This window comes from Proteiniphilum sp., assembly GCF_040307845.1.
In the GTDB taxonomy this organism is placed as follows: domain Bacteria; phylum Bacteroidota; class Bacteroidia; order Bacteroidales; family Dysgonomonadaceae; genus Proteiniphilum.
Window position 1 is genome coordinate 41,088 of sequence record NZ_JAWRIS010000056.1, and the last position, 15,643, is coordinate 56,730.

At 45.1% G+C, this 15,643-nt stretch carries 15 protein-coding genes; 9 read left to right on the plus strand and 6 right to left on the minus strand.

Annotated elements, in window-relative coordinates; all coding sequences use genetic code 11:
* Window positions 1–6 precede the first annotated feature (6 nt).
* The 5 genes from ABV001_RS12910 to ABV001_RS12930 all read left to right on the plus strand — a co-directional run bounded on the left by ABV001_RS12910 (window position 7) and on the right by ABV001_RS12930 (window position 5,287).
* The gene (locus ABV001_RS12910) at window positions 7–168 is read left to right on the plus strand and encodes a DUF4295 domain-containing protein (protein WP_019539519.1); all 162 of its coding nucleotides are present in this window, start codon (window positions 7–9) and stop codon (window positions 166–168) included.
* 119 nt (window positions 169–287) lie between these two features.
* The gene (gene ftsY, locus ABV001_RS12915) at window positions 288–1,241 is read left to right on the plus strand and encodes a signal recognition particle-docking protein FtsY (protein WP_352423189.1); all 954 of its coding nucleotides are present in this window, start codon (window positions 288–290) and stop codon (window positions 1,239–1,241) included.
* A gap of 53 nt (window positions 1,242–1,294) precedes the next feature.
* A complete protein-coding gene (rimO, locus tag ABV001_RS12920) occupies window positions 1,295–2,590 on the plus strand; it encodes a 30S ribosomal protein S12 methylthiotransferase RimO (RefSeq protein ID WP_352423190.1) in 1,296 nt (431 codons plus the stop codon).
* 111 nt (window positions 2,591–2,701) lie between these two features.
* Entirely contained in the window at window positions 2,702–3,424 is a 723-nt protein-coding gene (locus ABV001_RS12925; protein WP_352423191.1) for an HU family DNA-binding protein, read from the plus strand.
* A gap of 432 nt (window positions 3,425–3,856) precedes the next feature.
* On the plus strand, window positions 3,857–5,287 hold the full coding sequence (locus ABV001_RS12930; RefSeq protein ID WP_352423192.1) for a Gfo/Idh/MocA family protein: 1,431 nt from the start codon (window positions 3,857–3,859) through the stop codon (window positions 5,285–5,287).
* Between the two features lie 74 nt (window positions 5,288–5,361).
* On the opposite strand, the gene sucD is transcribed toward ABV001_RS12930, so the two are convergent.
* The 4 genes from sucD to ABV001_RS12950 all read right to left on the minus strand — a co-directional run bounded on the left by sucD (window position 5,362) and on the right by ABV001_RS12950 (window position 9,143).
* Entirely contained in the window at window positions 5,362–6,228 is an 867-nt protein-coding gene (gene sucD, locus ABV001_RS12935) for a succinate--CoA ligase subunit alpha (RefSeq protein ID WP_352423193.1), read from the minus strand.
* Between the two features lie 276 nt (window positions 6,229–6,504).
* A complete protein-coding gene (gene sucC / locus ABV001_RS12940; protein ID WP_352423194.1) occupies window positions 6,505–7,635 on the minus strand; it encodes an ADP-forming succinate--CoA ligase subunit beta in 1,131 nt (376 codons plus the stop codon).
* A gap of 232 nt (window positions 7,636–7,867) precedes the next feature.
* The gene (locus tag ABV001_RS12945) at window positions 7,868–8,473 is read right to left on the minus strand and encodes a helix-turn-helix transcriptional regulator (RefSeq protein ID WP_352423195.1); all 606 of its coding nucleotides are present in this window, start codon (window positions 8,471–8,473) and stop codon (window positions 7,868–7,870) included.
* Window positions 8,466–9,143, minus strand: coding sequence for a hypothetical protein (locus ABV001_RS12950; protein ID WP_352423196.1), 678 nt, complete (start codon window positions 9,141–9,143; stop codon window positions 8,466–8,468). The genes ABV001_RS12945 and ABV001_RS12950 overlap by 8 nt, the downstream gene beginning before the upstream one ends.
* Before the next feature lie 198 nt (window positions 9,144–9,341).
* On the opposite strand from ABV001_RS12950, the gene ABV001_RS12955 reads away from it, so the two are divergent.
* The 4 genes from ABV001_RS12955 (at window position 9,342) to nadD (ending at window position 12,481) form a co-directional block, all read left to right on the plus strand.
* Window positions 9,342–9,869 (plus strand): nitroreductase family protein, encoded by a 528-nt coding sequence (locus tag ABV001_RS12955; protein ID WP_352423197.1) that lies wholly within the window; start codon window positions 9,342–9,344, stop codon window positions 9,867–9,869.
* Window positions 9,870–10,295: 426 nt separating this feature from the next.
* Window positions 10,296–11,438: a carboxynorspermidine decarboxylase gene (nspC, locus tag ABV001_RS12960; RefSeq protein WP_352423198.1), complete on the plus strand. Its 1,143-nt coding sequence runs from the start codon at window positions 10,296–10,298 to the stop codon at window positions 11,436–11,438.
* Window positions 11,439–11,529: 91 nt separating this feature from the next.
* Window positions 11,530–11,778 carry a GlsB/YeaQ/YmgE family stress response membrane protein gene (locus tag ABV001_RS12965; protein ID WP_323426071.1) on the plus strand — a complete coding sequence of 83 codons (249 nt, stop codon included), beginning with the start codon at window positions 11,530–11,532 and terminating at the stop codon, window positions 11,776–11,778.
* A gap of 115 nt (window positions 11,779–11,893) precedes the next feature.
* Window positions 11,894–12,481, plus strand: a complete 588-nt coding sequence (gene nadD / locus ABV001_RS12970; protein WP_352423199.1) for a nicotinate (nicotinamide) nucleotide adenylyltransferase — start codon at window positions 11,894–11,896, stop codon at window positions 12,479–12,481.
* A gap of 32 nt (window positions 12,482–12,513) precedes the next feature.
* Here the strand turns inward: nadD and ABV001_RS12975 are convergent, their stop codons facing one another.
* Complete coding sequence (locus ABV001_RS12975) at window positions 12,514–14,823, minus strand: tetratricopeptide repeat protein (RefSeq protein ID WP_352423200.1); 2,310 nt, start codon at window positions 14,821–14,823, stop codon at window positions 12,514–12,516.
* A complete protein-coding gene (locus ABV001_RS12980; RefSeq protein ID WP_352423201.1) occupies window positions 14,730–15,638 on the minus strand; it encodes a hypothetical protein in 909 nt (302 codons plus the stop codon). Before ABV001_RS12980 ends, ABV001_RS12975 begins: the two co-directional genes overlap by 94 nt.
* Between the last annotated feature and the right edge of the window lie 5 nt (window positions 15,639–15,643).

A 15,643-nucleotide genomic window follows, 5' to 3' on the forward strand; every position in this document is an offset into this window, starting at 1 on the left:
TAGACTATGGCAAAGAAAGCAGTGGCGGGATTCCGCGACAAAAATACAACTACCGGGCGTAGCCATACCAAAGTAATCAAAATGGTGAAATCGCCCAAGACCGGAGCGTACAGTTTCAAAGAAGAGATGATCCTGAACGACCAGGTGAAAGATTATTTTTCGAAATAAATCTGATCGGTTAAAAATATATAAAAGCTTCCCTGTGCTCAAACGCAGGGAAGTTTTTTATTCACTATTTTGTAGCTTTGTAGAAACGGAAAAATCAAAGGTATCTTAATAATTGTGCTATGGGCTTTTTTGATAGATTCACCAAAGGGAAGAAAGAAACGCTGGACAAAGGTCTCGAAAAGACCAAGGAGAGTTTTTTTTCGAAGATCACACGTGCCGTTGCCGGCAAGTCGAAGGTCGATGATGATGTGCTCGACAATCTGGAGGAGATATTGGTGACCTCCGATGTAGGGGTGGATACCACCCTCAAAATTATTGAGCGCATTGAAGAGCGCGTGGCCAGGGACAAGTATGTAGGGACAGATGAGTTGACGGCCATGCTTCGTGATGAGATTGCCCTCCTTCTCACCGAAAATAACAGTGACGACCTGTCGGAATTTACGCTTCCCGAAGATAAAAAGCCTTATGTGATCATGGTGGTAGGTGTGAATGGCGTTGGCAAAACGACTACCATCGGTAAGCTGGCATACCAATTCAGGCAAAAAGGGTATTCTGTGTACCTGGGAGCTGCCGATACATTCCGCGCAGCGGCAGTGGAACAACTTGATGTCTGGGGCAAGCGGGTAGGGGTACCGGTAATCAAGCAGAAAATGGGATCAGATCCCGCGTCGGTGGCCTTCGACGCGGTCAGTTCGGCCAAGGCGCATGATGCCGATGTGGTAATCATAGATACCGCCGGTCGCCTGCATAACAAGGTTAGTCTTATGAACGAGCTGACCAAGATAAAAAATGTGATGGGAAAGATTGTTCCCGGGGCACCCGATGAAGTACTTCTTGTCCTTGACGGTTCCACCGGGCAAAATGCTTTTGAACAGGCCAAACAGTTTACGGCTGCCACCGAAGTGACCGCCCTTGCCATTACCAAGCTCGACGGCACTGCCAAGGGCGGCGTGGTGATCGGTATTTCGGATCAGTTCAGGATACCGGTGAAGTACATCGGCTTGGGTGAAGGAATGACAGACTTGCAGGTATTCAACAGAAGGGAATTTGTGGATTCCCTGTTTGGAGAGTGAAATGTTCCGGGTGAAATCCGGAGAATATGTAAAGCGATTGTAAGGACGAATAGATGGTCAATAACAAGATAGATGTCGTTACGCTGGGTTGTTCCAAAAACCTTGTCGATTCTGAATTGTTGATGCGGCAACTGGTTGCCAACGGATATACCGTGGAACATGATCCTCAAACACCCCGCGGTGATATTGCCGTGATCAACACCTGTGGATTTATCGGCGATGCAAAAGAGGAATCGATCAACATGATTCTTTCCTTTGCCGAAGCGAAGAAACGGAACAAACTCAAAAAACTGTTTGTGATGGGGTGTCTCTCCGAACGATACAGGGAAGAATTGCAGGAAGAGATTCCCGAAGTGGACAAGTTTTACGGGAAATTCGACTGGCGGGCGCTTATTGGCGATCTCGGTAAATCTTATTACAAGGAGTGGGAATTCGACCGGTCGTTATCCACGCCATCTCATTATGCCTACGTGAAAATATCGGAAGGGTGCGACAGGACCTGTTCATACTGCTCCATCCCCTTGATCACGGGAAAATACAGGTCCCGTCCCATTGAGGGGATCGAAGAAGAGGTGCGGCGATTAGTAGCCAAAGGGGTGAAGGAATTCCAGTTTATCGCCCAGGATCTTACCTATTACGGGCTCGACCTATACCGGCAGATGAAACTGCCCGAATTGGTGGAGCGGGTGTCGGATATAGAAGGAGTGGAGTGGATCCGCCTTCATTATGCTTATCCTGCCCATTTCCCGACAGACCTGTTGCGGGTGATACGCGAACGCGAGAATGTATGTAACTATCTCGATATTGCTTTGCAGCATATTAGCGACCACATGTTGAAAACCATGCGGCGCAATATCACCAAACAACAGACCATTGATCTGGTCCAGCGTTTCCGGGACGAGGTGCCCGGTATCCATCTGCGTACGACCATGATGGTGGGGCATCCCGGCGAAACGGAAGAAGATTATCTCGAACTGCTCGATTTCGTGGAAAAGACCGGCTTTGAACGGTTGGGCGCTTTCCCGTATTCACATGAAGAAGATACGTATAATGATAAGCATTATGCTGATGACGTGCCTGCAGGAGTGAAGCAGGAAAGAATGAACAGGTTGATGGAACTGCAGGAAGGAATTGCCCTGTCGGTGAATGAAGCAAAAGTGGGGGAGACCCTGAAGGTGATCATTGACCGGGAAGATCCCGAGTACTATGTAGGGCGTACCGAATTCGATTCGCCTGAGGTGGATGGGGAGGTGCTGATTGATAAGACGAATCAACTGGAAATTGGCCGGTTTTACGATGTGAAAATCAAGGGGGCTATGCCTTTTGATTTGATGGGAGGGTTGGAGTAAATTACTAATTACTAATTACCAATTACTAATTACCAATTACCAATTACCAATTGATTGAGGATTAAAAAATGGAGAAGTTCGGGAAGTCAGAAATCTTGAATTTGAATAGGTATGACGCATAAAGATTTTATTGCAGAAGTAGCCAGACGGTTAAAGTGGACGGATGAGAAAACTTCCGGTATCATTGAGACGATCATAGAAGTGGTGAGTACCGAATTAAAAATGAATAATCCGGTGGCCATCGATGATTTCGGTACTCTAAAAACCGATATTCAACCGGAATATATTCTGGTGAATCCGGAGACTAAAGAACGGCTTTTGATGCCGCCTGCCGTTGAGATCATTTTTGAAGCTTTCTCTCAGGAAAATGATGAAAGCTTGTTATCTTATGCCGGTTTTACTCCTGATGAGGTATTCTATAATGAAGTGAATAATTCTTTCTCTCAGTTTGAACCCACGCCATTGAATGAGGACATTCAGTTTCCGGGTATTCCTGAAATAGTTGCGGGGGATTTTGAAGAAGAAAGTGATGTCATCGAGTTGCCGGATTTACCGGAAGAAAGTGATGTCATCGAGTTGCCGGATTTACCGGGAGAAAGTGTAGTGGAGGACGAAACACCGGAGGTTCCGCCTGAAAAGATCCAGTACGAAAAGATTCCACATCAAGAATTTCCAACCCCCTTAACCCCTGTATTTCCGCCTGGTCCCCGTTCCCGCTCCCGTCGGGAACGGAGAAGCAACAAAAGAGTATCGTCTGTGTGGATCCCGATTGCGGGAGGGGTAGCCATTGTCGTGGCCTCACTTTTTTTTTTCAAAGGAGACAGGAACAGGTAAAGCAAAGACGATAGTTGAGGATATTCCGGTTATAGCCGCTCCAATTATTGACTCTGTCCGGCAGCCTTCTTTTACTCAGCAAGAAACGAAAACTGTAGTTCTTTCTGAAGGGAAAACATTGCGATTGTTGGCGCTTGACCTTTGGGAAAACCGGGAATTTTGGGTCTATATCTACCTTGCGAATAAAGATAAAATTCCTAATCCTAATAAAGTCCCGTCGGGAACGATATTGGTTTTGCCTGATATATCTGTTTACTCTATCAATGCGGCAGACCCACATTCGGTTGCCAAAGCAAAATCTCTGGGGAATGAATTGCTGAGAAATTTTTAGAGGATAATTGTCTTTGGAAATTTGTACTCTAACTTATGATAAAGACAAGATCGAAATAAAATGATATGGATTTATATTATCAACGTTAAATAAATAATCTTATGCAAAAACAATTGACCGCATTGGCCATATTACTGCTTGCCACAGTCTTTCTTTTTAGCTGTACCAATGGTACACAAGGGACGAAAGTCCAAAATGAGAAAGGTCAACCCATCCGCACGGAAGTACCCGAACGTCCTGCGGGACAAAAAGACGTATTGGGATTAGTTGCCGAAAAGATTGATACGGTGCGTGTCGGTTTTATCGGATTGGGTATGCGCGGCCCGGGTGCCGTGCAACGCTTTACCCATATCCCGGGAACGAAGATCGTTGCCTTGTGCGACCAGCATGAGGATAGGGTAGAGAAGGCACAGGGCATCCTGGAGAAAGCGGGGTTACCCCGCGCCGCTTCCTACAGCGGTAGTCAGGACGCCTGGAAGGAACTTTGCCAGCGCGACGATATCGACCTGGTGTATATCGCAACCGACTGGAAACATCATGCTCCGATGATGATCTACGCCATGGAGCAGGGTAAGCATGTAGCCTGCGAGGTGCCTGCGGCAATGACCCTCAATGAGATATGGGATGTGGTGAATACCGCCGAGCGTACACAGAAACACTGCATGCAGCTTGAAAACTGCGTCTATGATTTCTTTGAACTGACGACCTTGAATATGGCACAACAAGGACTTTTTGGAGAGATCCTCCATACCGAGGGAGCCTATATCCACCAGTTGGAAGAGTTCTGGGATTATTATGAAGCCGACTGGCGAATGCAGTTCAACAAGGAATTCCGGGGTGATGTGTATGCCACGCACGGTATGGGACCTGCCGCACAGGCACTGGACATTCACCGCGGCGACAGGATGACTACGCTTGTATCGATGGATACCAAACCGGTAAGCATTCCCGAATACCTGGTCGAAAAGAGGGGAGTGAATCGCGACAGTGCGTATATGTTTGCGAACGGACAACACACGATGACGATGATCCGTACGGAGAAGGGCAAAACGATCCATATCCAGCACGACGTGGCTTCACCACGCCCCTACAGCCGGATGTACCAGGTGAGCGGGACGAAAGGGTTTGCCAACAAATACCCGAACGAGGGGTATGCGCTTCAGGGCGATGTGCTGTCAGATGGCGATGTGCCCAATCATGAGAACCTGAGTGCCCATAATTATGTGTCGAATGAAGTGCGTGATGCGTTGATGAAGAAGTACAAACACCGTATTCACCGCGAGCTGGAAGAAAAAGCCAAGGAAGTGGGCGGCCATGGCGGCATGGACTTCATCATGGATTACCGTTTGATCTACTGTCTGCGGAACGGATTGCCACTGGACATGGACGTGTATGACCTTGCCGAGTGGTGCAGCCTGGCCGAGTTGAGCCGTATCTCTATCGAGAACAACAATACATCCGTGGAAGTGCCCGACTTTACCCGTGGTAACTGGAACAGGATACAAGGATTCAGGCACGCGTTTGTCGACTGACCGTATTGATAGATTACCAACAAAAAAGCGAGTCTCTGATAAAGGCTCGCTTTTTTGTTGGGTTTTATCTGAAATCATCTCCTGTTTTTCAATAAATCCGGGATCTGGCTCGGTTCTTTGGCAACCGGAACTCCCGCAGCCTCAAATGCGGCTATCTTTTCGGCAGCTGTTCCGCTACCGCTGGAAATGATGGCGCCGGCATGCCCCATCTGCTTTCCGGGGGGAGCCTGTTGTCCGGCAATAAATACGGCTACAGGCTTTGTAATATGCTCCTTGATGTATGCAGCGGCCCGCTCTTCAGCATCACCTCCGATTTCACCGATCAACACGATGGAATCGGTAGCAGGATCATTTTCGAACATCTCAAGCAGTTCTATAAAGTAGAGCCCCACGACCGGATCACCTCCCACGCCTACAGCGGTGGATTGTCCTGTTCCGTTTTCTGTGAGATTGTAGACTACTTCGTAAGTAAGGGTGCCGCTACGGCTGATCACGCCGGTTCCCCCCTCTTTGAAGATCATGGAAGGCATAATCCCAACGAGGCTCTTGCCCGGAGAGATGAGTCCGGGGCAATTGGGGCCGATAAGACGGGCTCCCTTCCGTTGGATATAGTGGTATGCTTCTATCACATCGAGGGTCGGTACTCCTTCTGTGATGGTGATGATCAGTTCTACACCGGCATCGGCAGCCTCCATCATGGCATCTTTGGCAAAGGGTGCGGGTACAAAGATAATCGATGTGTTGGCACCCGTCTCTGCTACGGCATCTCTTACCGTATTAAATACAGGAATCCCCTCTACAAGTTCGCCCGCCTTTCCGGGTGATGTTCCTCCCACAATATGGGTGCCGTAGGCTTTCATCTTTGAAGTGTGGAATCCACCATCACGGCCCGTTATTCCCTGTACAATTACCCGGGTGTTTTTATCTATAAGGATGCTCATGTTTTTATTGTTATTCAGTTGTTATTCGATTGTTATTCAGTTGTTATTCGGTTGTTATTCGATTGTTGTTCAGTTGTTATTCAGTTGTTATTCGGTTGTTATTCAGTTGTTGTTCAGTTGTTGTCCGATTGTTGTTCGGTTGTTGTTCGGTTGTTATTCAATCGTCGTTCGGTGGTAATTTGAGCATTATCCCGCAAGGCGGGAAATAACAGCGAAGCGAATAACAATTGAATAACGGCGAAGCCGAATAACAATTGAATAACGGCGAAGCATCCATCAGCACATTGAGACCGCTTTAGCTGTAGCCTCTCCCATAGTCTCAGCTACATAAAGGCCGGATCCCTGTAGCATGGCACGCCCCTCCCTTTCATTGGTCCCGGTAAGGCGGATGACTACGGGAATATCTGTTTTAAACTGTTTGAAAGCTTCCAATAATCCTTTTGCCACGTCATCACACCGGGTGATACCGCCGAAAATATTAATCAACACTACTTTTACATTCTGGTCGCTCAGCAATAGCTTCATGGCTTCAATCACTTTTGTAGGATTGGAGCTACCGCCTATATCAAGAAAATTAGCGGGATTGCCCCCATAAAGTTTTATCATATCCATGGTAGCCATTGCCAGACCGGCGCCATTTACCATACATCCTATCTCTCCGCCCAGGTTCACATAACTGAATCCTTTACTCTTGGCGTTTTGTTCCTTTTTTTCCTCTTCGGTAGGTTCATTGAGTGCCGCTATTTTGGAATGCCGGAAGAGCGCATTGTCGTCGAATGTCATTTTTGCGTCGATGGCCATGATATCCCCTTCCCTGGTAAGAACCAGTGGATTGATCTCTGCCAGAGAGGCATCCGTACTGACGAACAGTTTGTAGAGCCTCTGGAAGATCACAGTAGCCTGGCGCACCTGTTTGATGTCGTCGAATAACTTGAATGCCGCTTCACGGGCCAGATAATCGGGTACACCTATTGAGGGGTCAATGATAAACTTATGGATTTTTTCCGGTGAAGTACGGGCGACTTCCTCGATATCCATCCCTCCCTCTTTGCTTAACATAAGGATAGCGGATTTTGATTTCCTGTCGATCACGTAACTTACATAGTACTCTTTCTCAATATTAATTGCCTGGCCTACCAAAATACGATCGACAGTAAATCCTTTGATATTCATCCCGAGAATGGATGCAGCATGCTTACGCAGTTCTACTTCTCCGTCAGCCAATTTTACTCCACCGGCTTTTCCCCTGCCGCCGGTATGTACCTGCGCTTTTACGATTACCCTTTGCGAGTCTAACTGACTGTAGGCTTTGACTGCGTCCTCCACAGAACGGCATACAATACTCCTGTCGACGGGTATCCCATACGTTGCAAACAATTCTTTTGCCTGATATTCATGAATTTTCATACGATTAATTTATTTTTTTTCTTGTCGGTGTATGGAACTCGCAATAATCCTCATTTTTGGTATAATGGTGTTTATGCTCGTTTCATGGGGCTTTTTTCTATATAATTTTATGTTGATTAAAAATTACTGTAAATCTAATAAAATATTTTGAATTAATAAATCCAATAGTGTTCATGGAGAACGCTTCATTACATTAAATTGTTTAACAGAATGCAATGATTTTCTTGTGCCATTAAATTTCGATATCCTCTATGGAGATGATTTTCTTGGAAATAGCGTAGATGGTGAGTCCCGACTGGCTGCGTATTCCGGTTTTCATGGCAATGTTTTTCCTGTGCCTTACCACCGTATGAATACTGATGTTGAGCGCATCGGCAATTTCCTTGTTGAGCATTCCGTTGACGAGGCCGGTCAATACCTCGATCTCTCTTTTGGTGAGGTTTTCTTCGCCCTCTTTTTCATTGGGCTGAGATTGGCCCTTTTTATCGAGTTTCAACAGCAGGTGTATGATATGCTCGGTTGAGTCGTAAAGGGTAAAAGTAATATCGGTCAGTATGGATGGTTTATGCATCATGCCGAAATCGATACCGGCAATAGATAGGGCAGGATAGTTCTTCCTGATTTTTTTAATTTCTTTTTCCCGGTTTACGAATTGTACCGGATTGGCAATCAGGATATCGACCGGATTGGATTCTAGGAACCCGATAAAGTCGTCGAGTGTTTCTAACCTGTAGATATGGCAATCCATGTCCGATTGGTAGAGTATCGCCTGTATACCTTCGCAGATAATCTTCGAAGATTCTAAAATAGCAATATGGAGTTGCGTGGACTTATTCATTTTTCCCTCCTTCAATCTCTATTCCCGACGGAATCAGAATGGTCTCCTCTATCAGGGAGTGGATATATAGATCGAATTCAACTTCATAAAGCGACATGAACAACTTACGGCGAAGATCCAGATCGTTATCGATCTTTATATATTTAAGCAGAAGGTTTTTCAAATCCTTCAGCTTCAGTTCTATATCGGTGTGATGATCACTGTATTCCCTGGAGGAATAAACTTCCTGCTCGTTATTGTTCTTATCGCTCCCTAAGAGCGTGATGAAGTAAGGGAAAGCCACTTCGTCTTCATAATCGAGATGTTCCCTGACCTCCGCAAAATATTCATTGAAGAATTTTTCCAATAATTTCAATTCTTTCTCAGGATGATTTTCCTGAAGCTGACGGATATAAGTGCTGATTTGTGGATATTTATCGAAACGGTAATAGTCGTGGGTACTCTTCAGAAAATCGATTACCTGGAGCAAATCCTTCCTGGTAAATGTCCGTTCCCCTCTAATTCCTGACCCATTATAAAGATTGGCAATGCTAATGAACAACTGTTCGCTGATATCGTACTGGTTGCATAGTTGCGACACGGTACGGTCACTTACCCGGAAGTCGATGTTGAAATGTTGCAACATAAGCAACAGGTAAGGGTTGCCGTCAATCAGATCGGCCATCTTCATATATGGCTTTACTCTTATCCTTGAAAAATGATACATCCCGTAGAATCTATTAACTGGTGAAGCAATGATGCAAAAATAGTAAAAAATATGGTAATTTAGAATGAATCTATATTAAACTCTGATAAGCCAGCGTGATTTTCCTGAAAATAACAGTTTATCCCGGTTTTTTTTGTATCATTGCGCTTTAAATTAAAAAAAATGTTCGATTTTCAAAGTTTACTGATCCGCCGCCGCAGCATCAGGAATTTTAGTGCGGAATTATTATCTCCTGATGAGATCCGGAGAATCATTGAGGCAGCTCTTCTTTCGCCTACTTCCAAAAACAAGCACTCATGGGAGTTTATAGCCGTGGAAGAGAAAGAGGCTCTGTCTAAATTATCGGTTTGTAAACCGGGTAGTGCTTCGTTTGTGGCTGATGCCGTCCTGGCTGTTGTGGTGTTGGGAAACCCGCTGATAAGCGATGCCTGGGTAGAAGATGCCTCCATAGCTGCCATCAATATGCAGTTACAGGCCGAAGAGCTGGGGATAGGCAGTTGTTGGGTGCAGGTGAGAAACCGGAATTATTCCGATACGATATCGGCAGGTGAATATATCAATGCACTGCTGGAGGTCCCCATGCCATTGGAAGTATTGTGTGTGATCGCTTTTGGTAAAAAGGTAAAGGAGAGAACTCCCGCAGATCCGGATAACCTTCATTGGGAAAAGGTGCATGTCGGGAAGTATTGACTTTTTCATCGTTATTCAATTCAATTGTTATTCAATTCAATTGTTATTCAATTCAATTGTTATTCGCTTCGCGTTATTCGGCTTCGCCGTTATTCGCTTCGCGTTATTCGCTTCGCTGTTATTTCCCGCTTTGCGGGATAATGTTCAAATTACCACCGAACAACAACTGAATAACAATCGAATAACCACCGAATAACAATCGAATAACAATCGAATAACAACTGAATAACAACCGAACAACAATCGAATAACAATCGAACAACAATCGAACAACAATCGAATAACAACCGAATAACAACCGAACAACAACTGAATAACAATTGAATAACAACCGAATAACAATCGAATAACAACCGAATAACAACCGAATAACAACTGAATAACAATCGAATAACAACTGAATAACAATTGAATAACAACCGAACAATGATAGATTTTACCAAAATACCCTCTCCCTGTTTTGTGATGGAAGAGGAATTACTTCGCCGAAACCTACAGTTGATACGATCGGTCCAGGATCGTGCCGGTGTACAGATTATTTTGGCCTTCAAGGCTTTTGCCATGTGGAAATCATTTCCCATTGTGCGGGAATATATCACGCATTCCACTGCAAGCTCTATCGCCGAGGCACAGTTGGCTTTCGAAGAGATGGGGAGCCCTGCCCATACGTATGCGCCAGCATATACTGAAAGCGATTTTCCCTATTTCCTGAAATACAGCAGTCATATCACCTTTAATTCACTTTCCCAGTTCGAACGCTTTTATCCGCAGGTACAGGCATCGGGGAAAAAAATGGAGTGCGGGGTGAGAATTAACCCCGAGTTTTCGGTGGTAGATACGGATCTCTACAATCCCAGTGCTCCCGGCTCACGCCTCGGCGTTACCTCCGACAGGTTAGGAGCCTGTTTGCCCGAAGGTATTACCGGATTGCATCTGCATAATCTGTGCGAAAATAATTCTTACGATCTGGAGAAGACATTGGAAGTGGTCGAACAAAAGTTCGGACATCTTTTCGGACAGGTGAAGTGGCTCAATCTTGGCGGCGGGCACCTGATAACGCATAAGGATTACGATGTGGAACACCTGATTCGGGTGTTGACCGGTCTGAAGCAACGTTACCCCCATTTGCAGATCATCATGGAGCCCGGGAGTGCTTTCGCCTGGGAGACGGGCATATTGGTAGCTACCGTAGCCGATATTGTAGAAAACGGGGGAATACGGACGGCCATGCTCAATGTTTCTTTTGCCTGCCACATGCCCGACTGCCTGGAAATGCCTTATAAGCCCCGCATCCGGGGTGCCAGCCAGGAACCTCTCCCCGGCAAGCCTGCCTACAGGATGGGGGGGAACAGTTGCCTGAGCGGTGACTTTATGGGGGAATGGTCTTTCGATGAACCGTTGCGAATAGGTGACAGGATTGTCTTTGAAGATATGATCCATTACACTATTGTGAAAACCACTATGTTCAACGGTGTATCACACCCCTCCATTGGATTATGGACTACAAAGGGAGAGTTCGAGCTTTACCGACGGTTTGGTTATGAGGATTATAAACAGAGGATGAGTTGATAAATATTTTTTAAACAATTTCCGGACTGATAGCGTTTAACAAATTGAGTGAACTTTTAATCAAAAGTATTAACATTAAAAATTATTAGTTATGGGTTGGATATGGTGGATTATTATTGGAGCTGTGGCCGGTTGGCTGGCCGGTAATTTAATGAGAGGAGGAGGTTTCGGTTTCCTGGTAAATCTTTTGGTAGGTATTGTGGGCGCCGTTATCGGAGGCTGGGTTTTCGGCTTGCTGGGAATCAGTACCGGGGATGGAATTATAGGCAGCCTTGTGACGGCATTGATAGGCGCCATTTTGCTACTTTGGATTATCTCGTTATTTAAGAAAAGTACGTAACGGGTAGCATAAGGAATAGATGAAAAATCGATATGCAGATAATGCATATCGGTTTTTCTGTTCTAAAAAACAGTCTAATTCAATATTTTAAGCATAATAATTGTTGCACTTCCCAATGCAAAAACAACAGATCGGTATTTTCTCCGGATCATTCAATCCGGTGCATGCCGGACACCTCATTTTAGCAAATTATATCTGTGAATTCACTGAACTGGATGAGGTGTGGTTTGTAGTGAGTCCGCATAATCCGTTCAAAGAGAGAGAAGACCTGCTGGATGACGATATGCGTTTGGAGATGGTCCGTCTGGCACTGGAAAAATATGATCATATGATCGCTTCCGATGTGGAATTACATATGCCCCGTCCTTCCTATACTATCGATACACTGGAAAGGCTGAGAAGCGAATACCCTGATAAAAATTTTACCCTTATCATTGGCAGTGATAACTGGAAGCAATTTCCCAAATGGAAAGAGTCCCAGCATTTGATAAAAAACTATCAGGTCCTTGTATATCCGCGCCTGGGTGAGGAGGTGGTGATCCCCGAAGAACTCACAGGGTCGGTCCGGCTTGTGGAAGCTCCCATTGTTGAGATCTCATCCACTTTTATCCGTGAAAGTATCCGCAATGGAAAAAATATGCGGGCTTTCCTACCTCCCAAAGTCTATGATTTTATAGTCCGGAACGGAATATATATCTGTTAATAAATGTCTCGGGTTTATCTTGCGTTATTGGTTCAAATTTCCTTGTCGTACCTGATCTTGTCTAAAATAATCGGTAAGATGGAAGTATTTACTCCTGCCTTATTCAACTCCTTTTCATCTTCAGCGAGCATCGATTGAAATATCTCAAAACTGCCTGTTTTGTCAAGTGAGAGCTTATAGAGTTCCACCGATCTTTTTGTCTGTTCGAGGCATAATGCCACATGACCGGCATTGAGATAATCATGGGCATTGGGTTTTGCTTCCAATATCCGGGAATAATATCTCTCTGCTATATCGAGTTTGCGTGAGAGGAACGCACACCAGGCAATAGAACGCCATGCTCGGGTGTTGTGGCTGTTGAGCATTTCTACCTTGAAATAGTAGTTGAGCGCTTTATCATACTCTTCCAACTCCAGATGGCAGTGCCCGATATTCAGTTGTATATTGAGGTCGTCGGGATGGAATTGTTCCAGACGATGATAGTACTCCAGGGCAGTAACAGGTTCTTTCAATACCCTGTAACAATTGGCAATGCGGTTGAGCACCCAGGTGTTGTTCCCTTCTATCAGGTCAGCATGTAAATAAGCTTCCAAAGCCCCTTTCATATCCGCCAGCATCTGCCGGCAATAGCCTATTTTTTGCCATATCTCGCTTTTATTGCCTCCTGTTTCCCCCAGCAGGGTATAAGCATTCAGTGCTTCGTTGAAATTATTTTTTTCGAAATAGTAAAGGGCTATTTTTTCTAAGTGGCTGGGTTGCATTACTACAGGCTGAAATGCCGGCAAGCGATGGTAGTTGAGCGGTAATTCGAAGATATCGTGGAATTCTCCCCGGCGGGGAAACAATTTAAAAAAGCGGTAGAGATCCTGTATATACTGCTTGATCAGGGTCTCTTCTTTTTGGAAAGGATTGAGTGCTTCTTCTTCTGTCTGCATATTTTTCAGTTCGTCGCTTTCTGCTCCCAATTGAGCAGCCATCATCTTCCGGTAATTCCCGGGCATCATCATGATGCTGAGGCAGAAAGAGTATTTATCTGAATTACAGATGAGAGACGATACTGAAAGGACCTCTACGAGGGAATCTCTTTCCGAGCGGTTGTTAAAGAGCGGTTGCACGCTGCTGTGTTGTGGAGTGAACGGCAGGAACCAGTTGCTCATCTGTTGAAAGAAGGGGTAGGACTTAAGATTCGAAAAGGTAGAATGGAACACGTCCGCACCTTCTAATTGCAACTCGGTAAACTCCTGTAACTTATCTGTCAATCCCGTTTCATCCAGTATCTTTTGCCATTCGGGGTTCTTCTCGTCGAAACCGCTCTCACCCATCCATTCATCCAATCTGATCTTTTTACCGATCATAGGACTCAGTTTCATCATTTCGGGAATGATCTCTTCCGTCAGTTTTTTGGTGATCTTTTCCGTTTCGTGTGCCTGGATAAAGCCAATGATCGCCGCAATAAAACGGCGCCCGAAGATTTTGTCGTCGGACAGTAACTTCAAGCGGTCACAGCATCCTGCATACAATTCCAATCGCGAATTATATATCTGGAAGATGGGGATAACACCTGTCACCGCGCGGATGGCAAGTTCTGCCTCGGGATGGTTGCAGAGGTCGAGTAACAATTCAATTTTGCGCGCATCGAAGCGTTGCAGGATATTCATTGTCAGTGCTGAAATAAAGAGTGCCTTATCGTGCTTCGGAACTGACAGGTCTTCCATAAAATTGCGGCAGGAGATGATGAAATCATCGTTTGCCCGTGGAGAAACAAAGATAGTATAGAACAGGTCCTGTTGTGTATTTTCACGGGAGAGTCTATTCTGCCTGATGCGGGACTCTTTCTCGGGTCCTTCCTCCAGCAGGTCGATAAAAGATAGGGTGTCAGCCTGTTGGATGATGGCCGTCCTGTATTCTTCTATGGTGATGGGTGTGCGTACCTCCATCAATCTCATCTTATCGAAAAAAACGGAAGAGCTCTCTTGCAGCAGCAGTTGTTCCGCTGCGTCTTCTGCCAAAGCATATATATCGCGGATCAGTTTAGTATACACCCGTTTTTGTTCAGGGTCTTTTTTACCTTCAATCAGGTAATGAAGCATGAACTGATAATTGGTGGTAAGTTCGGTTATTTTTTCTGACACCGCCCAATTTTGTTGCATGGCTGAAAGTTCCTTGATGCCATCAAGGGCTTCTTTCAGTTGCTTCTGTTCAATATATGAATAGATGGCGGCCAGTTTTTTCCTTATGTCGGATGCGTTCATAATTGGATTGAATTTGTTGTCTCCTTGATGAGCAGCGTCGAGGGTATGCAATCTGTCCACGGGAGTGGGGTACATATCAATTTGCGCCACCCTTCCACGCCCATGATAACAAGATCTTGCTCCCGGATAAAGTCACAACCTATCTTCTTGTTATTGTCCCATAAGTAGATACGCCCCTCGGATTTCTTCGTGATGAACTGGTAGAGTTTCTGTATCCTGGCTTCTGATCCAATAATGCCAATGGCATCCCAAATCATAATCTTTACATTCTCCTGCTGGGCGATCCGGTAAAGATAGGTGAAGAGCTGGATGTCTGACTTTTGCAGGATAGGAATAAAAAAATTCCTGAACTGCGTACTGCCGTTATCAATGAAAAGACCTGTAGATACAATATCTCGGTTGAATAATGCGTTGAGGTTTTTCAACGTTTCCGCTTCTCTTTCCTCAAATTGTTCGAGGATGAAGATATCGGAGTGAGTAGGATCACTTTTGAGTTGACCATATTTTCTTATCAATGCGGGATTGAATTCGTTATGGTGAATACCCAGTAAAATCAGATTGGATTTCTGCTCCTCTGAAATCCTTATGATATCTGCATTGTAATCGTCGGAGGATTGAATGAACAGGCGCAGGGTAATCTTATCCCTCTCTTCCGTGGAAATGAGATCGGAGAGGATCTTGTGCTTATATTCGTCCATCCCTTCGCTGAGTCGTATCTCCTCCTGTTTATCGATAAAATAAAGCAGTGTGACGGACGATTTTCCCGATTTTGGCCGGATAAACTGGATGGCCAGACTGCTCAATTTTTTACCTGTTTCCAATGTGGAGAAACAGACCAATGCGCTATTGTTTTTTTTCATTTCCGCCTCGTCGAAGCGATTTAATACCATATCTGCAAAATCCATACCAT